Origin of the sequence: Steroidobacter sp. (genome assembly GCF_036402275.1) — a bacterium.
GTDB lineage: Bacteria > Pseudomonadota > Gammaproteobacteria > Steroidobacterales > Steroidobacteraceae > Steroidobacter.
Genome location: NZ_DASWTF010000033.1, coordinates 129,955 through 151,817 on the forward strand (window position 1 = coordinate 129,955; position 21,863 = coordinate 151,817).

22 protein-coding genes and 1 pseudogene are annotated in these 21,863 nt (G+C 60.3%); 8 read left to right on the forward strand and 15 right to left on the reverse strand.

Annotated elements, in window-relative coordinates; genetic code table 11:
* Positions 1-15 precede the first annotated feature (15 nt).
* The 7 genes from VGD45_RS16090 (at position 16) to VGD45_RS16120 (ending at position 7,624) form a co-directional block, all read left to right on the forward strand.
* A complete protein-coding gene (locus VGD45_RS16090; protein ID WP_331156347.1) occupies positions 16-1,143 on the forward strand; it encodes a Gfo/Idh/MocA family oxidoreductase in 1,128 nt (375 codons plus the stop codon).
* Between the two features lie 30 nt (positions 1,144-1,173).
* The gene (locus VGD45_RS16095; RefSeq protein WP_331156348.1) at positions 1,174-2,076 is read left to right on the forward strand and encodes a sugar phosphate isomerase/epimerase; all 903 of its coding nucleotides are present in this window, start codon (positions 1,174-1,176) and stop codon (positions 2,074-2,076) included.
* A 94-nt stretch (positions 2,077-2,170) separates the two neighbouring features.
* Entirely contained in the window at positions 2,171-2,782 is a 612-nt protein-coding gene (locus VGD45_RS16100; RefSeq protein ID WP_349263294.1) for a DUF1080 domain-containing protein, read from the forward strand.
* 107 nt (positions 2,783-2,889) lie between these two features.
* Positions 2,890-4,110 (forward strand): nucleoside permease, encoded by a 1,221-nt coding sequence (locus tag VGD45_RS16105; RefSeq protein WP_331156350.1) that lies wholly within the window; start codon positions 2,890-2,892, stop codon positions 4,108-4,110.
* A gap of 32 nt (positions 4,111-4,142) precedes the next feature.
* The gene (locus tag VGD45_RS16110) at positions 4,143-5,165 is read left to right on the forward strand and encodes a LacI family DNA-binding transcriptional regulator (RefSeq protein WP_331156351.1); all 1,023 of its coding nucleotides are present in this window, start codon (positions 4,143-4,145) and stop codon (positions 5,163-5,165) included.
* Positions 5,166-5,202: 37 nt separating this feature from the next.
* Positions 5,203-6,984 (forward strand): GMC family oxidoreductase, encoded by a 1,782-nt coding sequence (locus VGD45_RS16115; RefSeq protein WP_331156352.1) that lies wholly within the window; start codon positions 5,203-5,205, stop codon positions 6,982-6,984.
* A 1-nt stretch (position 6,985) separates the two neighbouring features.
* Positions 6,986-7,624, forward strand: coding sequence for a gluconate 2-dehydrogenase subunit 3 family protein (locus VGD45_RS16120; protein ID WP_331156353.1), 639 nt, complete (start codon positions 6,986-6,988; stop codon positions 7,622-7,624).
* Between the two features lie 37 nt (positions 7,625-7,661).
* Here the strand turns inward: VGD45_RS16120 and VGD45_RS16125 are convergent, their stop codons facing one another.
* The 12 genes and pseudogenes from VGD45_RS16125 to VGD45_RS16175 form a co-directional block, all read right to left on the reverse strand.
* Positions 7,662-8,336 carry a tetratricopeptide repeat protein gene (locus VGD45_RS16125; protein ID WP_331156354.1) on the reverse strand — a complete coding sequence of 225 codons (675 nt, stop codon included), beginning with the start codon at positions 8,334-8,336 and terminating at the stop codon, positions 7,662-7,664.
* Positions 8,333-8,656 carry a hypothetical protein gene (locus VGD45_RS16130; RefSeq protein WP_331156355.1) on the reverse strand — a complete coding sequence of 108 codons (324 nt, stop codon included), beginning with the start codon at positions 8,654-8,656 and terminating at the stop codon, positions 8,333-8,335. Before VGD45_RS16130 ends, VGD45_RS16125 begins: the two co-directional genes overlap by 4 nt.
* A 71-nt stretch (positions 8,657-8,727) precedes the next feature.
* Positions 8,728-9,240, reverse strand: coding sequence for a protein-tyrosine phosphatase family protein (locus VGD45_RS34125; RefSeq protein ID WP_349263295.1), 513 nt, complete (start codon positions 9,238-9,240; stop codon positions 8,728-8,730).
* A gap of 38 nt (positions 9,241-9,278) precedes the next feature.
* Positions 9,279-9,706 (reverse strand): annotated as a pseudogene (locus VGD45_RS34365) (DUF2199 domain-containing protein).
* On the reverse strand, positions 9,669-10,016 hold the full coding sequence (locus VGD45_RS16140; protein WP_331156357.1) for a hypothetical protein: 348 nt from the start codon (positions 10,014-10,016) through the stop codon (positions 9,669-9,671). Before VGD45_RS16140 ends, VGD45_RS34365 begins: the two are co-directional and overlap by 38 nt.
* 408 nt (positions 10,017-10,424) lie before the next feature.
* Positions 10,425-10,856, reverse strand: a complete 432-nt coding sequence (locus VGD45_RS16145; protein WP_331156358.1) for a hypothetical protein — start codon at positions 10,854-10,856, stop codon at positions 10,425-10,427.
* A 46-nt stretch (positions 10,857-10,902) separates the two neighbouring features.
* The gene (locus VGD45_RS16150; protein WP_331156359.1) at positions 10,903-11,520 is read right to left on the reverse strand and encodes a hypothetical protein; all 618 of its coding nucleotides are present in this window, start codon (positions 11,518-11,520) and stop codon (positions 10,903-10,905) included.
* Positions 11,521-11,530: 10 nt separating this feature from the next.
* On the reverse strand, positions 11,531-12,160 hold the full coding sequence (locus VGD45_RS16155; RefSeq protein WP_331156360.1) for a hypothetical protein: 630 nt from the start codon (positions 12,158-12,160) through the stop codon (positions 11,531-11,533).
* 260 nt (positions 12,161-12,420) lie between these two features.
* Positions 12,421-13,032, reverse strand: coding sequence for a SecDF P1 head subdomain-containing protein (locus tag VGD45_RS16160; RefSeq protein ID WP_331156361.1), 612 nt, complete (start codon positions 13,030-13,032; stop codon positions 12,421-12,423).
* A 115-nt stretch (positions 13,033-13,147) separates the two neighbouring features.
* Complete coding sequence (locus VGD45_RS16165) at positions 13,148-13,543, reverse strand: hypothetical protein (protein ID WP_331156362.1); 396 nt, start codon at positions 13,541-13,543, stop codon at positions 13,148-13,150.
* Positions 13,540-14,055, reverse strand: coding sequence for a hypothetical protein (locus VGD45_RS16170; protein ID WP_331156363.1), 516 nt, complete (start codon positions 14,053-14,055; stop codon positions 13,540-13,542). The genes VGD45_RS16165 and VGD45_RS16170 overlap by 4 nt, the downstream gene beginning before the upstream one ends.
* An 892-nt stretch (positions 14,056-14,947) precedes the next feature.
* A complete protein-coding gene (locus VGD45_RS16175) occupies positions 14,948-15,319 on the reverse strand; it encodes a DUF6717 family protein (RefSeq protein ID WP_331156364.1) in 372 nt (123 codons plus the stop codon).
* Between the two features lie 1,057 nt (positions 15,320-16,376).
* On the opposite strand from VGD45_RS16175, the gene VGD45_RS16180 reads away from it, so the two are divergent.
* The gene (locus VGD45_RS16180; protein ID WP_331156365.1) at positions 16,377-16,706 is read left to right on the forward strand and encodes a hypothetical protein; all 330 of its coding nucleotides are present in this window, start codon (positions 16,377-16,379) and stop codon (positions 16,704-16,706) included.
* A gap of 116 nt (positions 16,707-16,822) precedes the next feature.
* Here VGD45_RS16180 and aspS read toward each other — a convergent pair whose 3' ends face one another.
* From aspS to clpB, 3 genes are all read right to left on the reverse strand, one after another.
* Positions 16,823-18,604, reverse strand: coding sequence for an aspartate--tRNA ligase (gene aspS, locus VGD45_RS16185; protein WP_331156366.1), 1,782 nt, complete (start codon positions 18,602-18,604; stop codon positions 16,823-16,825).
* A 114-nt stretch (positions 18,605-18,718) separates the two neighbouring features.
* Positions 18,719-19,171 (reverse strand): zinc ribbon domain-containing protein, encoded by a 453-nt coding sequence (locus VGD45_RS16190; protein WP_331156367.1) that lies wholly within the window; start codon positions 19,169-19,171, stop codon positions 18,719-18,721.
* An 87-nt stretch (positions 19,172-19,258) separates the two neighbouring features.
* The gene (gene clpB, locus VGD45_RS16195) at positions 19,259-21,835 is read right to left on the reverse strand and encodes an ATP-dependent chaperone ClpB (protein WP_349263296.1); all 2,577 of its coding nucleotides are present in this window, start codon (positions 21,833-21,835) and stop codon (positions 19,259-19,261) included.
* Positions 21,836-21,863: the final 28 nt, after the last annotated feature.

Genomic DNA, 21,863 nt, shown 5'->3' on the forward strand with positions numbered 1-21,863 from the left:
GAGCCCCGAATCGCCATGTCCAAACCTCTCCGCGCGGCAGTAATTGGAACCGGTTTCATCGGCAGAGTTCATGTACGTTCTGCACGACTGGCCGGCGCTGAAGTGGTCGGCGTCGCGGCCTCCTCGCCGGACCGTTCGGCCGAAGCGGCGAAGGAGCTCGGCGTGCCCCGCAGCTATGCCTCGGGACTCGAAGCGGCCCGCGACAAGGACGTGGATGTGATCCACATCTGCACGCCCAATGCGTTCCACATGGAAGTCGCGAAGGCTGCGCTCGAATCGGGCAAGCACGTCGTCTGCGAGAAGCCGCTCGCCACTTCGCTTCAGGATGCGCAGGCACTCACCGATCTCGCCAAGAGCAAGGGCTTGATCGGCACGGTGCCGTTCATCAACCGCTATCACCCAATGGTGCGCGAAGCCCGCTCGCGCGTGCAGAGCGACCAGACCGGCAAGTTGTATTTGATCCAGGGCTCGTACCTGCAGGACTGGCTCATGCAGGCCGGCGATACGAATTGGCGTGTGGACGCCACGGCGGGCGGTAAGTCGCGAGCATTCGCCGACATCGGCTCTCACCTTTGCGATCTGCTGGAGTGGATCACGGGCGAGCGCTTCACTTCTCTGATCGCATCGCTCGGCACTCCGATCGCACAACGCTCCGCCGCCGCGAGTCGCGTCGCGTTTCAGGCCAGCGGCGAAGTGAAGGATACGAAAGCTGTCGACACCGAAGACGTCGCCTGTCTGATCCTGCGCACCGATCGCGGCACACTCGCGTCGCTGACCATCAGCCAGGTTTCAGCGGGCCGTAAGAACCGACTGTGGTTCGAACTGGACGGCGCACAGCAAAGCGTGATGTTCGATCTCGAGAGCCCCGAGCAGCTGTGGATCGGTCGGCGTGAAGGCACGACATTGCTGGTACGTGATCCATCGCAAGGCTCGCCCGAACATCGACGTCTGGCCTGGCTGCCCGCCGGACACGCGCAGGGCTGGGGCGATTGTTTCGAAGCCTTCGTGCGTGATTCATATGCGGCGATTCGTGGCGAAGCGCACGTCGGACTGCCCACGTTCGCAGACGGCGCGCGCTCGATGAGCATCGTCGAAGCAGTGCTGCGCTCCTCCGCCAACAATCAATGGACTCCGGTCAACTAATAATCAGGTCACCGAACAGGAGAGATGAGCATGATCACGCGTCGCAGCTTTCTCGAGGGCAGCTCGCTTGCTGTATTGGCCGCCATGACCGCTGGAAGAAGCTTTGCCGCAGGGTCAGGCACCGGCCCGTTGGGTCGCCCCATCGGCCTGCAACTGTACACCGTGAAGGAAGAAGCCAATCGGGATCTGCTCGGCACGCTGAAGCAGCTGCAGACGATCGGCTATCGCGAAGTCGAGACCGCGGGTTTCTACGGCAAGTCTGGAAAGGAGCTGCGCAAGATCCTCGCGGATCACGGCATGACCGCGCCGTCCGCGCACTCCAGCATGGGCGAGATTCAGAAGAACATGCAAAAGCTGGTCGACGGTGCGGCCGAGATCGGCGCCAAATATTTCATCTGCGCTTTCCCGGCCCGGCCCGGCAATGCGCCGCCGTCCGCCTCGATTGCCAAAGACATCACCCTGGACGATTGGAAGTGGAACGCCGAGCAGCTCAACAAGCTGGGCGAGGCCGCGAAGAAGGTCGGCGTGCAGGCCGGTTATCACAATCACAACATGGAGTTCCGTTCGTATAACGGCGTGGTCGCGTTCGACGAGCTGCTGAAGTGGACCGATCCCAAGCTCGTGACCATCGAGCTGGACCTCGCCTGGGTGGTGACAGCCGGGCTCGATCCGACCAAGTATCTGAAGCAGCACGCGGACCGCATCTCGCTGCTGCACGTCAAGGACGTGCGCAAGGACGCGGTGACCACAGCGGACGAACTGAAGTCGCAAACCGTGGAAGTCGGTCGCGGCAAGATCGACTGGAAGCGCATCTTCGCCGCCTGCGATCCGAAACATCTGAAACATTATTTCGTCGAGCAGGAAAACTTCACGGGCTCGACCATCGACGCCGTGCGCGCGAGCTTCGAGTACCTGAGCACGCTCAAGGCGTAACGCTGATCAAAGGAGCAATCTCATGTCGTTCAAGAAATCTGCTTTGCGCCCGCTCGCGGCGGCGTGCGCCGTCACGCTGGGCGCGGCCTGCTTCATGACCGCCCATGCCGATGAATCCGGCAGCAAGGGCAGCGAGTGGAAGCCGCTGTTCAACGGTAAGAACCTCGACGGCTGGAAGCACGTCGGTCCCGGCGAAATCGTCGTGGAAAACGGCGTTCTCAAGACCGTCGGCGGCATGGGCCTGCTGTGGTACACGGGCGAGAAGATCGGCAACTCCGTCATCCGCGTCGTCTATAAAGCGCCGGATGACAACGGCGGCGGCAACTCGGGCGTGTTCATCCGCATCCCCGAGCAGCCCACCGAGCCGTGGATGCCCGTGAACAAGGGCTACGAAGTGCAGATCGACGACAGCGACGACGACTGGCATCGCACCGGCGTGCTGTACTCCTTCACCAAGACACTGGCGCAGCCCAAGACCGGCGAATGGAACACGATGGAAATCACCATCGAGGACGAGCGCACCTCGGTCACCGTGAACGGCGTCAAGGTCACGGATTTCCGTGAAGGCTCGCCCGTGCCCGAAAAGAAACAGAAGCACGAGCCGGATCGCGGCAAGCGCGCCGCCAGCGGCTACATCGGGCTACAGAATCACGGCGCCAAGGACACGGTGTACTTCAAGGAAGTCAGCGTGAAGAAGTTGAAGTAACGCCACCTTCGCGCTGTAATTCGTTTCAAACTCGAACTCCAAACAGTGGGACCGCGCGACCTGACGCCGCATCGGAACATGCGGCGCACGGGTCATAAGGGGGACTTTTGAATCCGATCACTCTTCGGCTCAGCGTCATGATGTTCCTCCAGTTCTTCATCTGGGGAGGATGGTTCGTCACGTTGGGGACCTTCCTGGGCGCTGCCTTCTCGGCATCGGGCGGCGAGATCGGGCAGGCGTACTCGACTCAGAGCTGGGGCGCGATCATTGCGCCGTTCATCGTCGGCCTGGTCGCGGACCGCTACTTCAATGCGGAGCGCATCCTGGGCGTGCTCCATTTGATCGGCGCGCTGCTGATGTACCTGATGTACAGCTCCAGCGACTTCGCATCGTTCTATCCCTATGTGCTCGGCTACATGATCATCTACATGCCGACGCTGGCGTTGGTGAACTCCGTGTCGTTCCGTCAGCTGACGGATCCCGCGGCTCAGTTCGGGAAGATCCGCGTGTGGGGCACGATAGGCTGGATCGTTGCCGGCCTGTTCATCAGTGCGGTCAGCTGGGATGCACAGCAAGCCGTTGCAGCAGGGGCGCTACGTAATACGTTCCTCCTGTGCAGCATCACCTCGCTCGTCTTGGGCGTGTACAGCTTCACCCTGCCCGCCACGCCGCCGGTCCGGTCTGCGACCCAGAGTGTGATCTCGCAGGCGCTGGGGCTGGATGCTCTGCGCTTGCTCAAGGACCGGAATTTCGCGGTGTTCTTCGTGTCATCGGTCCTGATCTGCATTCCTCTGGCGTTCTATTATCAGAACACCAACCTGTTCCTCGCCGAAATCGGCGTGGCCAACCCCACCGGCAAAATGACCGTGGGTCAGATGTCCGAAGTGTTGTTCATGCTGTTGCTGCCGGTGTTTCTCCATCGCTACGGCATCAAGATCACATTGCTCATCGGCATGGCCGCGTGGGTGCTGCGCTATGTGCTGTTCGCCTTCGGCGCGCAGGACTCGGTACTGGTGCTGCTGATCGGCGGCATTGCTCTGCACGGCGTCTGCTACGACTTCTTCTTTGTCTCCGGGCAGATCTACACCGACTCCAAGGCAGGCGAACAGTACAAGAGCTCGGCACAGGGGCTGATCACGCTGGCAACGTACGGCGTGGGCATGCTGGCCGGCTTCAAAGTGGCCGGCATGATCTATGATCAGTATGCGATGACGGGCGGACACGACTGGAAGGCGATCTGGCTGATCCCGGCGGCGCTGGCCGCGGGCGTGTTCGCGTTGTTCGCACTTGCCTTCAAACCAGAGTCGATTCAGCGAAGCGGCGCATAATCCGCTAGAGCCGTACACCACAAGAGCATCCCGTGTCCTCCAGTCGCGCCACTTCGATCCGCCAGGTCGCCCGCCAGGCCGGCGTGTCGATTGCAACCGTCTCCCGCGCCTTGACGACGCCGGACAAGGTTTCCGACAAGACCCTGAAAAAGGTGCTCGCGCAGGTCGAGCGCAGCCGCTACAAGCCCAACCTCCTGGCGCGCAATTTCCGCAGCAAGCGCGCCTTTTCGATCGTCGTGCTGGTGCCCAACATCGCCAACCCGTTCTTCGCCGAAATCATCCGCGGCATCGAGCAGGTCGCGCAACAACACGGCTACGCGGTGCTGCTGGGTGACACCGAAGGCCGCGAAGATCGCGAGGCCTATTACGTGGGCCTGGTCGAAACACGTCAGGCCGACGGCTTGATCCAACTGCACCCGCGCCTGCCTAAAGCGGCGCGCGGTGCGAACGGCGGGCTGGAGATTCCGCTGGTCAACGCCTGCGAATACATCGAGGACGCACCTTGTCCCCGCGTCGGTATCGACAACGCCGCGGCGGCTCGCGAGATGACTAAGTATCTGCTCGACCTCGGACACCGCCGGATCGGCGTCGTGCTCGGTCCGGACTCCAGCCCGCTGACGAGCGATCGTTTGCGCGGCTACAAGCTCGCGCTGCGCGCGGCGAAGATCGCCGCGGACGACGCGCTGATCGCGCAAGGCGACTTCACCATGACTTCGGGCAGCGCCGCCGCCGAAACACTGTTCAAGGCCAAGCAGCCGCCCACCGCCATCTTCTGCTTCAACGACGAAATGGCGCTGGGTGCGATCCGCTTCCTGAAAAGCACCGGCCGTTCGGTGCCGCAGGATGTGTCCGTCGTCGGCTTCGACGACATCGAGTTCGCGAGCTTCTGCGACCCGCCGCTGACCACGATCGAGCAGCCCACGCGCGAGATCGGTAACAAAGCCATGTCGCTGCTCTTCGACATGCTGAACGGCGGCAAGCCGGAGCCCACAATGCATACGTTGCCGATCAAGCTGATCGTGCGAGAGAGCGCGGCGCCACCGCCGCGGCGATGATTCAGGTTGAGGCAAAGCCAACCAAGGGAAGTGAGCCATGCCGCTGATCGATACTGCAGGACTACAGAAGGAGTACGACGTGATCGTCGTCGGCTCCGGGGCCGCGGGCGGCCAAACGGCTTACACACTGACGCTCGACGGCGCGAAAGTGCTGATGCTCGAGGCGGGCCGCAACTATGTGCCCGAGATCGAGACGCCGATGTTTCATACGCCGGACCAGGCGCCGCTGCGGGGCACCTCGACGCTCGATAAAGAGTTCGGGTTCTACGACGCCACCGTCGACGGCGGCTGGCAGATTCCCGGCGAGCCTTACTCCAGCGCTTCGACCGACGCTGACCGGACGTTCTGGTGGTGGCGCGCTCGCATGCTCGGCGGACGCACGAATCACTGGGGCCGCATCTCGTTGCGTAACGGGCCGTACGATTTCAAACCGAAGACCCGCGATGGCCTCGGTTTCGACTGGCCGATCTCCTATGACGATGTCGCGCCCTATTACGACAAGGTCGAGATGCTGATCGGTGTGTACGGCGACAACGACGGCTATGAAAACACGCCCAACTCACCCGCGGGTTGTTTGCTGCCGCCGCCCAAGGCGCGCGCCGGCGAGCGACTGATTCAGAAACATGCGAAGGCTGTGGGCGTGCCCGTGATTGCTGCCCATCGCGCCGTTCTGACACAGCAGCTGGATTTCAAACGCGCACCTGCGCTGCTTCATCCCGGCAATCCGCGCGCGCAACAGATCGTCGCTGACAGCATGCGCAGCCGCGCTCCTTGCTTCTGGGCGACGGACTGCGGCCGTGGCTGCTCGATCAAAGCCAACTATCAGTCGACCACGGTGCATCTGCCGCCGGCGATGGCGACCGGCAATCTGGACATTCTTCCGAACGCCATGGTCCGTGAAGTGGAGATGGGAAAAAACGGCCGCGCTACCGGCGTGATCTTCATCGACAAGACCTCCGGCAAGGAAGTGCGCGCGAAAGGCCGCATCATCGTGCTCGCGGCCAGCGCCTGCGAGTCGGTGCGCATCCTGCTCAACTCGAAGTCCTCGCAGTTCCCCCAGGGCCTCGCGAACTCCAGCGGCAAAGTCGGCAAGTATTTGATGGACACGGTCGGCGCGAGCGTCAGCGGCCAGATCCCGGCGCTCGAAGATCTGCCCCCGCACAACGAGGACGGCGCTGGCGGCATGCACGTGTATTCGCCGTGGTGGTTGTACAAAGAACAACTCGCCGGCAAGCTCGACTTCGCTCGCGGTTATCACATCGAAATCGGCGCCGGCCGCGATATGCCCAGCTTCGGCGCCACTGCCGGCCTGGCCAACTTCGTCGGCGGGTACGGCAAGAAGTTCAAGCAGGACATGCGGCGCTACTACGGCTCGTTCGTGAGCCTGGTCTGTCGCGGCGAGATGATTCCCAACGAAGACTCGTACTGTGACATCGATCCGCAGAAGAAAGATCAGTACGGCATTCCGACGCTGCGGTTCCATTGGAAATGGTCCGAGCACGAGAAGCGTCAGGCGGTTCATTCGCACAAAGTCTTCACCGAGGTCATTCAACAGATGGGCGGCCGGGTCACCGGCAAGCAGGATCTGCTGCCCGGCGGTTTCATCATTCACGAAGTCGGCGGCGCCATCATGGGTAGCGACGCCAAGAGCTCCGTGGTGAATCAGTGGGGCCAGACGTGGGACGTGAAGAACCTGTTCATCACCGACGGCGCTCCGTTCCCTTCGAACGCCGACAAGAACCCCACGCTGACCATCATGGCGCTGGCGTGGCGCAGCGCCGATTACATGCTGGCCGCTATGAAGCGGCGGGAGCTGTGACATGGAAACGTTCAACGATTCGCTGCGCATCGATCGACGCACGGCCCTGAAGTGGGTGCTGGCCGCGAGCGCGGCTCTGCAATTGCCGACTCCGAGCCTGGCTCAGGACACCGTCAACAGCGTCAGTGGCTACGGCAAGGATCCGAACCTGCTCAAGATCCATCAATTGGGCGAACTGTGGCCGCTGACCTTCAACGAGGCCCAGCGGGCGACCGCGACGGTTTTGAGCGATCTGATCATTCCCGCCGACGACGAATCGCCTGCCGCATCGAAAGTTGGCGTCGTGGATTTCATCGACGAATGGATCAGCGCGCCATATCCCGACAATCAGCGAGACAAGCCTATGGTGATTCAGGGCCTGGCGTGGCTCGATCAGGAAGCGCAGCGGCGCTTCAAAAACAACTTCGCCGCCCTGATGGAGAAGGAACGCACGGCCATCTGCGACGATATCAGCGCTGCTAAACCCGCCGCTCAGTTCACCGAAGCCGCGAAATTTTTCGCGCGCTATCGTTCGCTCACCGCCGGCGGGTATTACACGACGCCGGTCGGCATGAAAGATCTGCGGTACGTCGGCAATGTCGCGATGACCACGTTCGAAGGACCGCCGCCGGAGGTGCTGAAGAAGCTCGGGCTGACCTGACCGGCGTCTCGAAGACCTCTTTGCCGGCCCCTTTGCACTACCTGGGCCGGTGACTTGCGTCCCATTCCTTCGAACGCTGCTTGCCTTCGCGAATCTCGGCCTTGCTCATTTTTTTCTGCAGCTCGTCCAGAGCGCCTCGAACACGCCACTTCAACTGCATGTTCTCGGACCGCTGGGAATAGAAGCGCGCAAGGTCCAGCCACTTGTATGCCTCCACTCGATCGACCGCTACCCCGGCGCCTTGCCAGTACGAAACGCCGACGTTGAGCATGGCGTTCAAGCTGCCCTTTTCCGCCCCTTTCAGATACAGTTCGACAGCACGCGCCCGGTCCTGAGAAACACCTTTGCCCAGGTCATATAGATAGCCGAGATTGGTGTACGCCTCGCCGTAGTCTTGAGCTGCCGACTTCTCGTACCACGCTGCGGCCGCTGCTTCGTCCATCGGGACGCCATCGCCGTACTGATACATGGAGCCGATGCAGTTCTGCGCGGCTGCATGCCCCTGCTCCGCCGCCTTCAAGCACCAGTTCGCAGCCTGCCCCAGGTCCTTCTGAACTCCACTGCCTGCATCATAGGCCAGGGCGAGCTCATACTGAGCCGCGGCATCGCCTTGCTCGGCCTTGGACCTCAACTCATTCACGTCGAGCGCTGAAGCCAGATTCGTCACGAACAAAGTGGCCCAGACGAGAGCAGTGAAAAGTCGAATCTTCATGGTGTGCTCATTACATTGCGCGCGACGACGAAGCCACTGAACCCAATGGCAGACTCCAACCGCCATGCTCGCATACTGAGAGTGTTCAATTCCTTGGCGTACTGCACAGCGTCGCCTCTCCAATGCGCCAGACCGTGCTCTCGCGCGAACGTCGACAGCATGGCCGCCTTCTCGGTCACCACCGCCGCCGGATCGACTTCTTCGATGTCCGTGATGATCGCGCTCATCGTGTGCTTGAAGTGGTAACAAGCCACGTCACTGAACTCGATCTTCGATTCCTGCTTTTCGATACCAGGATGCTCGTAAACTAGGTCGAGCACGATCCTGGCTCCGGAATCGAGAACGGAATAGCCTCTGAGATGAAAGTCGTGGAATCTCATTCTGGCCAACTTCACCGCTCGAGGTGACATTTCGCGACAGCTGCCTCATGCATCGAGAGCCACTCCGCTTGCTCCACCGTGTCTGGCACTCGGACCCCTCTGGCCTTGCAGATAGCCGAAAACGCATCGCGAACGGTAATTCCACAGTGAAGCAGAACGGCTGCTGTCACAAGACCAGACCGGCCTATCCCCGCTCGACAGTGAATAACAACGCCGCTGCCACCTGCGCACAAATGATATAGCTGACATGACAGGCGCGAGAGGCTCAACGGCGAACTGGGAACGCCACGATCTGCCACGGGATACGAATGAAACCGCAGGCCCGCCGCCGCACAATATGCCGCCTCATCTGCAAGGCCAATCTCGCCGGCTTCAGCCGGCTCCAACGAGGACACAACATCAGTCACTCCAAGCTTTGTCAGACCCGCAAACTCGTCAGCAGCCCATTCGCCAGCTCGCGGACGTCCCATCATGGCTAGTCGACCACTGCCGACGGGCTGGATCTGATAAAGGGTTGGTTGCATCACAGATTGCGCCGTGGCCTGATCAATCGCAGAAACCGTCAATGCAGCGCCGCTTCGGCAATCTCACGTACTCGCGCCATGGTTATGCCATGTAACTGCTCGATGGATAAAGGATGTTCCGTCGGCTCGAGCTCGGACTCGCGCCCTTCCGTGTGCCAGAGTTCTGAAGCGCGGAGGAAATTCTTCTCGCTCAGCGACACCCATGCAAGCCGGCAGAATGGCTCCGGCCCATCCACGACCGGCAGGATGATCCTTCCCAACACGAAGTAGTGCTTATCGTCATGATGCACTGATCCGACGAAAGTTCGCCACGCTTATCGCGCTCTTCTTCCGACATCTGCAACCAAAGCGCAGGCGCTGGCGGCTCGAAACACATGGGCAGCTCGTCATGCCACTGGCCGCAAGTCGCGCAGTTAAATCCCATTTTCTCAGTCTCTTTTCTTAAGACGGAATACCCGGAACACATGGGCGCTCGCACCGATGCCAAACATCAGAATGAGAGTACCCGGAATCAGCGAGATCACTGAGCGCACAGTGTCCTGGTACGGCCAGCCCGAGCCAACCAAACCCCACATGTACCAACCGAAATACAACCCAATGGAAGCGCTGATGAAGTACACCACATACTGCGCCCAACGCTTCTCCCGCCACAGGCCAATGGCAGCCGCCGCGGACAGGCAGCCACTCAGAAGCGCAGAAAGGCTCAGATATTCGTATACGCCCCAGAAACAGTAAGCGGCATGCAATCCAAAGAAAAGAGAGATGAGCTTCAACATGGATCAGCCGTTTCCGCGGAAAGGCCGAATGTAAAATCAGACACCTCGAAGCGGATATCAGGCACGCAGCCGCTCCAGTCGTTCACGCAGTTTCTTCACCGCATCGGCTCGGCCCTTGTTGGCAGGCATCGACTCCAGGAGAACTATCTCGTGTTCGAGGTCATGAATACGGCGAACGCACGCTTCTGCTCTCCAAACAGGTGAGCACGCCGCGACCTGTGGATCGCTTCATAAAGTGCATCCCACTCGCGAACCTTCAGCTTGGACGGAACCGGGATGTAGCCAATGCATTCGCACGGTTTCGCACAGCTCCGACATCGAACGTCCTTAGCCAAAGGCGAACGGCCGCGGCAGTCCGACACGAGAATCAAACCCAACCGTGGTTCTCCATGGATGCCCACCCGCAAATCAACTGCTAACCGAAGCTCTCTCGAATCTAACCTTGATCTCTCCAAAATAGGCCATGGCCAGCGCAGCGCCCCACAGCAGCATCGATATTTCGGTGAGCATGGTAGCCCAGCCGGAATAGAGGGATGGACCAAGGAACGGATAGCTCAACATCGCCAGCACAGAAATCCATAGCGAGAGCCAACGACTCCACGGCTTGAACAGCAACAGCCCGACCATTCCGGCCACGGCGCCGATCAGCAGAACCAACGACAGAGCACCCAACGCAAGGACATACGACATCGTTGGCTCCTCGGCAGCCGTCCACGCCACGTATGCATCGTCGAGATCTGTGGGAATCAAGCCTGGGATAAGGTAATCCAGAAATTCGCCAAGGATCGCCATGGCAAACGACGCCACAACGAACAAGCGGAACATCGTCGCTTGATTCATTCGGCTCTCCCTTCGCTACTACCGCGTGCATTTCCCATGTCACAATTCATATTGTTAAGCCAACCTGTTGGAGAGCCGCATCTCCGTGCTCTGCCTGGCCCTTCGCCAGGAGTTGTTTGTTGGTCGCAATGCGCGCCACGTGTACTCCCAGCAGCTCCTCGATCTGCAGCAGGCGCAAGAGAGGGCATTGAAGTTCCGCGGTCTGCGCGGCCGCGAACAAGCGGAGCTCCTTGAGGCACGCCTGGAACGATTCGTTGACGATGCATTCCAGCTCGATGCCGTACTTCGCCTTGATGTTGGCCTTTATCTCCGCCAGATGCCCCAGCTGATTGTACTGGGCCTGTCCCTGACTATCCTTGACGATGGGACTCCACAACATGAAGTGGCGCTCGTACTCGGCGAAGTACTTGGCTGCGTATTCGATGTCTCGCGAAAATTTGTCCGTGAGTTTCTGGACATTGTTGGGACGCTTGTCCTTGACGTACTGCAGCCCGGTGGTGAGGTGGATGGCGACCTCGCAGATGTACACCTTCTTCTGTTTGAGATCGATGCCGACGACGTCGATCTCACCCTGCGCCTCGACAGTGTACAGATTCGCTTGAATGAACTCGCAATTGCGGATGTAGCGCAAGTACGATGAAACAAGCTGCTCGCCGACGTTCATCGCACCCACATCAGGCCGTCTTCGCGCATCGTGGGAACCGGGCAAAGGCAGCGGGCGTGTCACTCGGGAAAGATGCGCTTCGGGTCTTTCCAATCGTGATGGGCGCATTCACCTTCGGATAGACACGACGCAGGTAATCACTGATCTCCGAGGTTTTCTGCTCCACGGACTCAGGCTCCTCGAGTGTCGGGGCACTCCGGTCATACAGATATCGATAGGTTCCAACGGGCAACGACGGCGGCAGGTTGGCTGAGATGTCTTCGAATATCGCCTGCGGCGAGAACTTCCCCAGGTACACCACCTGCCCGGCGGGCACGTCGAAGGCAACCGTCGATCGGTTGAAGCACGCTCCCCAAGAAACGCCATACCCGACGTTCAGCGCCTCGAACGCATACGTTCCGGCCGGCGCCGGCGCGGCGTAAAAACGGGTCACAGTGTCCTTCGGATCCAGGAAGTCCATGTGAACCCAGTCGCCCAGCGCGGAAGACTCTGTGGCGGCATCGGCGGGGTAACGCGAGAACGTCAGGAAGTAGTTCATCGAAATGACGCTGAGCTGCCCTTCCTGGGTCTGCAGGATGCCGCTCTCCGGATCGATTTCGATCAGGATCAACCCATTCTTGGAGGATGCATCGATCGCCACCTTCGCCGGCGGCGTTATGCATCCGCCGAGAAACAGCAGTAGAAGGCATATGGCGCTTTTCGTATGAGTGCTTACAAACATTTCCCTGCCTCGCTATCCTTACGACCTGACTCCGCGCTGCGCCTCTAACTTAGCACGCGCCTATTGCAAACCTGAAACCACGTTTCCGCAGAAACGCACTCCCAGGTCGGCGCATCCTCCAGCTGGAGCATCAACTGTTAAATTGGAGCGCTGAGACCTCGCGCTCGGATTCAAAGGCATCATGCGCCATCTGGACGCCCGACCAACGTGACAAGAGTCGGCAGCGCGCCATATCTCAGCACAACCACGAGCGCCATCGCCCTCTCGTGATCCTGCTCCGGTGACGGAATCTGCAAAGACTCGCGAAGCGCAGCTGTGACCGTCGACTCGATCAACACTCGGCCGTCCAGCGTGAGACGAGCAACCTTCCCAACGTTGCGCGATGTTATCGCGTGCAGGCGATCCCCAGCTTCCGGCAGCAGGCGTAGTTGGATCACATTGCGTTCGTCCAGATAGGCGAGATTAGCCTGTTCGATGTCCCGGTCAGTGAACAACACAGCAGAATGACCCACGAACGACGCCTTGAGCCTTCCCGCTGTTTCATAAAGGTAGGCAACGGTGGATGGCTCCGGCGCTTCGCCTTTGAACCGAAATGTTATCTTCGGCCCGTCCACTTCGGATTCGATCGACGAAAACATGGATGAGCGAAACTCGCTGAATCGAAACAGAATAATACGACGCACTTGTTCAACGACCTCAGGGTCTGATGTGTGCACCCTCAGGTTCAACGTTACGTCCGGCGTACGCGCGCAGCCCACGAGGAGGAACGCGAGCAACGCGGCGAGCGCCACGCAATATCTCTTCATGAAAGATGCCCGATCGGGCTGATAGCTTGATGTGAACCGAACATTCTCAACCTCCTTGTGCGTCCAACTGGAAACGGCTTGTCATGGACCCGCGGCTCGTTTATGCATTCTTTATCACGAAGTGAATCTGCAGAGCGACCGTGCTCTGTTCTGCCCGGGCGTCGATCTCTGACAGAGAATCGTAGAACCGTTGCAAGAGCTCTGTGGTCAGATCGCCTTGAAAGGACATTTCGAATGCGGGCTCGGCGTCCTTGCTCAAGGACACCTGCAAAAGGATCTCGCCGCCTTCTTTGAAGGGCTCCGCAGCCCGCGTGAGGACCTCCTGAATGTAACCTATGAGCCTGGCGAGATCCTGAACGGTTGTATTTCTCTCGAAATCGGCTTGCGAACTCAGCAGTCGCACCCCCGCGTTGGTGACTCGCCCCTTCTGGTCGACAATCCCGCCTTCTGGAAGATATGTCTTCCAGTTCACCGAGCCATGCTTCAAGGGTTTCAACGCTGCGATTCCTTATCTTTACGCACGCCTTCGAGTACTTTTATCTCTGGCTCCGCACCCTCCAAGAGTTTGGTTCGCGTACAGCTATCGGTTTCCATGACTTCGTCTCCCTCTACAGTCCGCGCATACAGCAACAGACGCTGCCCCGCCTTAAATCCCAGGCCGCAGGCTTGCCATTCTGCCTCCGTCTGAACCGCAACCAAGCCGTGATGTGCGCCCTTCCAATAGCGGAGCGCGGAGATCTGCGCAAGAAGCTTGGGTTCGCTCACGGTCTCTACAAAATCGTGATACTGCTTGTCCGTCCAACTCCATCGTTTCCCAGACACTTCCTTTGACACCATGACGACCGACGTTGAAATGATTTCTACTTCCGCCACGACGTCCGAGTCTCGGACGGCTGCTTTGACCTGCTCGGCGAGTGGCGAGTCGTCAGACGGACATGAGCACGCCAGGACACCCAATGGCAACCCGGCAACGCAGAACGCCGAAGCTATGATTGCGGAGACTTTCATCTTCAGTCTTCTATCGCCGCCGTTACGCACGTGCAATGGCCTGTTATGTGTTCGTACCCTTGCCATGCCACCTCCGGCCCACTTCGTAAGAGTCGAACCCGCCCACTTTGACCAGGATCCAGCGATAGATGAGATAAGCCGCACCGGCTCCGACGCTGCCTCCGACAAGGACAAGCCACAACATATCTTCCGGGACTTTCGACTCCAGTGACGCTCCGGACGCCAACATCCATATGAGCATTGGCGCAGGTATGCAGGCAAGCAGAACGCAGAACGCGATCAATGAGGCGGCCGCCTTGGCCACAGCTCTACGAATTGTTTGTTTCTGCTCTGAGTCTATTGGCAGTTTCATAGTGCTCCGTGGGACCTGCTGTCACTGAAGCGACTCGCCGTGATCCACACTGACGCGCCAGAATGTACGGCGATCCCATCGACTGAGTGATGTATTCGATCTGGAATCTCATAACGCACGCGTCATGCTGTGCTTCTCGGTTGAGACAGCAGCGATACAGTGTCGGCGCACGCCTCTTCCAGGCTCTTTGGTTCGACAGTGCGCTGGGCAGCAGCCCTGGCGCCAAGCTCCTCGACGATCCATCCGTTCGGCTGCCGCACGATATAGACGACTCGAGTCCACACAGTTATTCCCTGAGGAGTCTCATTGGGTCCGGACGCAACTCCAATCGTCTCTCCCATCACCCATTCGCGTTCGAATGCGTGAAAGCCGCGAGCGCTGAAAAACGCCACCGCTTCCGCCTTCGTCATTTTCTTGCCGCCTGACGCCAGTATCCCTTTTCATATCGCCGATCGACTTCCGAATGAGTTCGCAACGTGATGCCCGTACACCGGACATCTTTGAAGCTGCGCGACGGGTACCGCAGAATGCGCACGCGCTTCACCGCGTGGGCTCTTTTGTTTTATCCGGCAAACGAGCGCGGAACTGAGCATAGAGCCTGGCGGGCAGCGACTCAAAGTACTTCAGCAGCGCAGGACAGAGCCATCCCTCCATGCCAAGTGCTTGGCTGCGGTACCAGTTGCCGCTCATATCCGCCCGGACCCACTCCAGTTCCAATTGATATCCAGGAAAAGCGCTGCCGGAGAAGATCAACGTAAAGCCGTCTTTTGCGTTCGGTATGTCCGCGACCATGTGCTCGATGATGACGTCCGCGCCAGAAATGAAGGGCTCCTCACGGAGACCCACCGCGGCGTCATCGAATACCCAGACTCCCTGCGTCATGTAGGGATGAATTGCGATTATGGCATTCATAAGCTCGTCACTTTCCAATGCGAGTCGTGCGAAGCATTTCGCGTTTCAGTCTCTATGAAAGATGGGCTGAGCTTTGCCACCGCGAACGATAACAAAACTGCCGCAAGGATCATCGTCGCGCTGGCAGGTCCCGGTTACTTCTGAACCTGGAGGAGGAACCGGTACCTCTTCGGAGCACTGGCCAGGGGCTTCGCACCTGACCGTGAAGTCGATCATGCATTCGCCTTCACATTCTGAGGAATCCCGGCACAGCTTGCCAGCATCACTATAAGCCTTGACGCAAGTGAGCCTCTGAGCGATACACACGCCTCTCCACTCACCTCCTGCGCGTTTGCATTGAGTTTCATCGATTCGAGGCGGATTGCTCGAACTGCAGCCGACAGCAAAACCAAACACGACGACCAGGAGGATGACTTGCCTTCTCATGGAGCCCACACACAGCGAATGAGTCGGTCAGCTTGCCCGTCAAGGGCCGGGACTTAGGAATGCCTGCAACCTGGATGCGCTCGAAGGTAATGACGAAACTTCGCAAGGAATTCTCGAGCTTCCGACGCGTCCTCGAGGTCGTAATCGTGGCAACCGGCGTGAGTGGAAAAGCCACCCGAGACCCTTGTCAACATCACAAGTTCGCCAGAGAGTTGGGTAGCGACCGCGCTATTGCTGTGGAAGGTCAACATCGTTCGCGTATGGATACTCTCGATTGGCTTCAACCATCCCAGGATCCGACGGCGCTGCTGGAATTCCGAAAATGACCGGCACTCGATCTGACTGCAGCTCCTTGCCGTGCAGCGCGCAGTAATGGAAGACATCTCGGACTTGTGAGAACCCAGATATAAGCAGCCCGTGCTTATTTGGGTGAGTCGAGAGCGCACGGCGTGCGAACTCGGGCCGATGGTCAGGCTGAGATCGCCGGAAAGATCTGTCGCAAGGTGTCATCGCTCACAGGTCCTTCCTTGTCGTCTAGAAGAAAAATTCGACCAACGCCGGCTTCTTCGGCCGCCAGCCTGAATGCCCGCAATTCAGCTGACGTATAACCGCCCTCCAGGTGAGGTATCAAATGAACCAGCGCTGTGGGTTTCACAAAACCGAAGCGGAATGCTTTGAGATCGCGCAGAGCAGCCGCAAAGGCGCTGCGAATACTCTCGTGATCTCCGAACAGCGATCGAGGGTGGTCCATGCCCGCGCAGTCGAACCGAACGTCGTGCGTCTCGCCAACGACGCGCGCAAAGAAATGCCCGCGATACCCCTGTATGTAAACAAACTTTCGCAGCATATTTCAATCGTCCCACCCGCGATGCACCGCTACCTTCCGGACGAAGGGATGACCCTTGGGAAACGTCAGCTTTCCGCAGAAACGTCGAATGTAAAATTCCACGCCGACGTCTGAGGCGCGCGGCGACAGGCACGAAATGTTTTGCGCGCTGGCACGCGCGGCTGAATGCGCGAGGCGCGTGCGCGGTGATGGCGGGACGCGCGTTGCGCGCGCCCGCGCCTTATCGGGCGTTAGCCTTCGACCTTCACCGGCAACTTGACGCGAACGTGCAGCTCTTTCAGCTGCTCTTCGCTGACGGTCGTCGGTGCGCTCGTCATCAAGTCCGCGGCAGTCTGCGTCTTCGGGAACGCGATGACGTCGCGGATCGAATCCGTGCCCGCCATGAACATCACGATGCGGTCCAGGCCGAACGCGATACCACCGTGCGGAGGTGTGCCGAATTTCAACGCTTCGAGCAGGAAGCCGAACTTGACCTGCGCCTCTTCGGGAGAGATGCCGAGCAGGTCGAACACGGTGGACTGCATTTCCGTGCGATGGATACGCACCGAGCCGCCGCCGATTTCAGAACCGTTCAGCACCATGTCATAGCCCTTCGACAAGGCGTTCTTCGGGTCCGCGCGCAGTGCTGCCGCGTCTTCGATGCGCGGGGCGGTGAAAGGATGATGCAGGGCGGCCCAGCGCTTCGCATCGGGATCCCATTCGAACATCGGGAAATCGACGACCCACAGCGGATGCCAGCCGGTCTTGGTGAGCTTCAGGTCGTGACCGACCTTGATACGCAACGCGCCGATGGAATCGTTCACGACCTTGGCCGTGTCCGCGCCGAAGAAAATCAGATCGCCATCCTGCGCGCCGGTGCGCGACATGATGCCGCTCACGGCGTCGTCACTCAGGAACTTGAGGATGGGCGACTGCAGACCGTCGCGGCCTTTGGCCTTCTCGTTGACCTTCACGTACGCCAGACCCTTCGCGCCGTAACGGCCGACGAAGGTCGTGTAATCGTCGATCTCTTTGCGAGACAACTTCGTGCCGCCCTCGGGCACACGCAAGGCGACGACTCGACCTTCCGGGTTCGACGCCGGGCCGGAGAACACTTTGAAATCCGAACCTTTCACCAGGTCGGCGACATCGACCAGCTCCAGCGGAATGCGCAGGTCCGGCTTATCCGACGCGTAACGGCGCATCGCCTCGGCGTAAGTCATGCGCGGGAACGGCTTCGGCAAGTCGTCGCCGAGCACGGTCTTGAAGATGGAACGGATCAGCTCTTCCATCAGCTGCATGATCTGCTCTTCGCTCAGGAACGAAGTCTCGATATCGAGCTGAGTGAACTCGGGCTGACGTTCGGCGCGCAGGTCCTCGTCGCGGAAGCAGCGGACGATCTGATAGTAACGATCGTAGCCCGCCATCATCAGCAGCTGCTTGAACAGCTGCGGCGACTGCGGCAGAGCGAAGAACTGACCGGGATGCGTGCGGCTCGGCACGAGATAGTCACGAGCGCCCTCTGGGGTCGCCTTCGTGAGCATCGGCGTTTCGATGTCGATGAAGCCGTTGTTATCGAGATAGTCGCGCATGGCGCGCGTCACCTGGTGACGCAGGCGGATGCGCTTCTGCATGACGTCGCGACGCAGGTCGAGATAGCGATACTTCAGTCGCAGCTCTTCGTTGACCGGCTCGTCGTGATGGAACGGCGGGGTCTCGGAGCGGCTCAGGATCTCCAGCTCACGGCAAAGCAACTCGACCTGACCCGAGGCGAGGTTGGCGTTGGCGGTACCGCCCGGCCGGGCGCGCACCACGCCAGTGATCCGGATGCAGAACTCGCTGCGCAGGCGCTCGGCGTCGGCGAACACCGCCTTGTTGTCCGGGTCGAACACGATCTGCAACAGACCTTCTCGGTCGCGCAGGTCGACGAAAATGACGCCGCCATGGTCACGCCGGCGGTGCACCCAGCCAGCGACGCTGACTTCCTTGCCGATGAGGGACTCGTTGACCTGGCCGCAATAATGGGAGCGCATGGAAAAGGCTCGGGACGTAGGGAGCGCGCGATGTTACGGACGCCCCGGAGGCCGCGCAACTAAAGGCTCCCGGCCACCCCAGGTCGGTGGGCCGGGAACCTCTAAGTCGTTGGATTAGCGGCGCTTGGCCTTCTTCTTGGCCGGGGCCGCCTTCTTGGGCGGCGGGCGCTTGGCCGGCGCCTTGGCGGCCGGCTTCTTGCCCTTGGACGGGGCAGCCTTGGCCGGGGCCTTCTTGGCGGCCGCGCCGGTCTTCACTTCCGGCTTGGCCTCGGCTTTCTTCGCAGGGGCCTCAGCCTTCGCCTCGGCTTTGGTGTCGCTCGCGGCCTTGTCCTCGGACTTCTCGGCGACCTCTTCGCGGTCGGCGAGATTGCGCTTGTCCTCACCTTCGGACTTGAAGTCGGTCTCGTACCACCCGTCGCCCTTGAGGCGGAACACCGGCGCCGAGATCAGCTTTTTCAGTGTCTGCTTTTTGCAGCTCGGGCACTCGCGCAACGGTTCATCGGAAATCTTCTGCAGGGTCTCGACGTAGAACTTGCAGTTGCTGCATTCGTATTCGTAAAACGGCATGGTTATTCTCGTACAGACCAGGGCGGCTCGGCGTCGCCGCATGATAGTGGGCGACGCCGATTGTTCAAGTTTTCAAACGTTGAAATTTCAGCCTTTCTGAAACGCGAGCTCGCCGTCCTTCACGGTGACGCGAATCCGCGACGCCGGGCCGAACTCGCCGCGCAGGATGCGTTGAGCCAGCGGATTCTCCAGCTGCTGCTGAATGGCGCGCTTCAACGGCCGGGCGCCATACACCGGATCGAATCCGGCTTCGGCCAGCCGATCGGTGGCGGCCTCGTCCAGCACCAGCTCGATGTCCCGGTCGCCCAGGCGGCGGCGCAGATAACCCAGCTGAATATCCACGATGGCGCGCAGCTGATTCCGGCCCAGCGGATGGAACACCACCAGGTCGTCGACGCGGTTGATGAACTCGGGCCGGAAGTGCTGTTGCACGATCTCCAGCACGGCTTGTTTCATCTTGGAGTAATTGGCCTCGCCGGCCAACTCCTGAATGACGTGCGAGCCCAGATTCGACGTCATGATGATGACAGTATTGCGAAAGTCGACCGTGCGGCCCTGGCCGTCGGTGAGCCGGCCGTCGTCCAACACCTGCAACAGCACGTTGAAAACATCGGGATGGGCCTTCTCCACCTCGTCCAGCAGTAGCACTGAATACGGCCGACGCCGCACGGCTTCGGTCAGATAGCCGCCTTCCTCGTAGCCGACGTAGCCCGGAGGCGCGCCAATCAGTCGCGCCACGGAGTGCTTCTCCATGAACTCCGACATGTCGATGCGGACCATGGCCTCTTCGGTGTCGAACAGGAATTCGGCCAGCGCCTTGCTCAGCTCGGTCTTGCCGACGCCGGTGGGACCGAGGAACAGAAACGAGCCGTTGGGACGGTTCGGATCGGACAAGCCGGCACGCGAGCGGCGGATCGCATCGGATACCGCGGACACCGCCTCGGCTTGGCCGACGACTCGCTTGCCGAGCTGTTCTTCCATGCGCAGCAGCTTTTCTTTCTCGCCTTCGAGCATCTTGGAGATGGGGATGCCGGTCCACTTGGACACGACTTCCGCGATCTCCTCGTCCGTCACTTTGTTACGCAGCAGCTTCTTTTGATCCTGCTGCTGTTCGGCGGCCGTGGCCTGCGCCAGGCGGCGCTCCAGCTCGGGAATGCGGCCGTACGCAAGCTCGGACATGCGCGCCAGATCCTGCGCGCGGCGCGCCGTTTCCAATTCGATCTTGGTGCGCTCCAGCTCTTCCTTGATGCCCGCGGCGCTCTGCACCGATGCCTTTTCGGCCTTCCACACCTCTTCAAGGTCGGAATATTCCTTTTCGAGGCCGCCGAGCTGCTCGTCCAGCGCTTTCAGGCGCTTCTTGGAAGCCTCGTCGGTTTCTTTCTTCAAAGCCTCGCGCTCGATCTTCAGCTGGATGATGCGCCGTTCGAGGCGATCCATGGCCTCGGGCTTCGAATCGATCTCCATGCGAATACGCGAACCGGCCTCGTCGATCAGGTCGATGGCCTTGTCCGGCAGCTGACGATCGGTGATGTAACGATGCGAAAGCGTGGCCGCGGCCACGATGGCCGGATCGGTGATCTCGACGCCGTGGTGAACTTCGTATCGTTCCTTCAGGCCGCGCAGGATGGCGATGGTGTCTTCCACCGACGGCTCGTTGACCAGCACCTTCTGGAAACGACGCTCGAGCGCGGCATCCTTCTCGATGTACTTGCGATACTCGTCGAGCGTCGTCGCGCCCACGCAATGCAGCTCGCCACGCGCGAGCGCGGGCTTGAGCATGTTGCCGGCATCCATCGCGCCCTCGGCTTTGCCGGCGCCGACCATGGTGTGCAGCTCGTCGATGAACAGGATGACGCGGCCTTCCTGCTTGGCGAGATCGTTCAGCACGGCCTTGAGGCGCTCTTCGAATTCGCCACGGAATTTAGCGCCGGCGATCAACGCGCCCATGTCGAGCGCGAGAATGCGCTTGTTGCGCAGGCCTTCCGGCACCTCGCCGTTGACGATGCGCTGAGCCAGGCCCTCGACGATCGCGGTCTTACCGACGCCGGGCTCGCCGATCAGCACGGGATTGTTCTTGGTCCGCCGTTGCAAGACCTGCACGGTGCGGCGGATTTCGTCGTCACGGCCGATGACCGGATCGAGCTTGCCCTGCTCGGCGCGCTCGGTGAGATCGACGGTGTATTTCTCCAGGGCCTGACGGCTTTCTTCGGCGTTGGCGTCGTTCACTTTCTCGCCGCCGCGCAGCTCGTCGATGGCCTGCTCGATGGAACCCTTCACCGCGCCCGCATTCCGCAACAGCGTGCCGACCTGACCCTTGTCTTCGAGCAGGGCGAGCACGAACAGCTCGCTGGCGATGAACTGGTCGCCGCGCTTCTGCGCGAGCTTGTCCATGACGTTCAAGGCGCGGCCCAGCTCGTTGGAGACGTGCACTTCGCCGGCGTTGCCCTCGACCTTGGGCAGGCGATCGAGCGCCTCGCCCAGCTGCGAGCGCAGCAGGTTGACGTTGACCCCGGCCTTGTCGAGCAGGTGGCGCACGGTGCCGCCCTGCTGGTCGAGCAGCGCGACCAGCAGGTGCGCCGGATCGATGTATTGATTGTCGCGGCCCACGGCCAACGACTGAGCATCGGCCAGGGCCTGCTGGAATTTGCTCGTGAATTTATCCATTCGCATAAGAATGCTTCCCCCGGCGCAC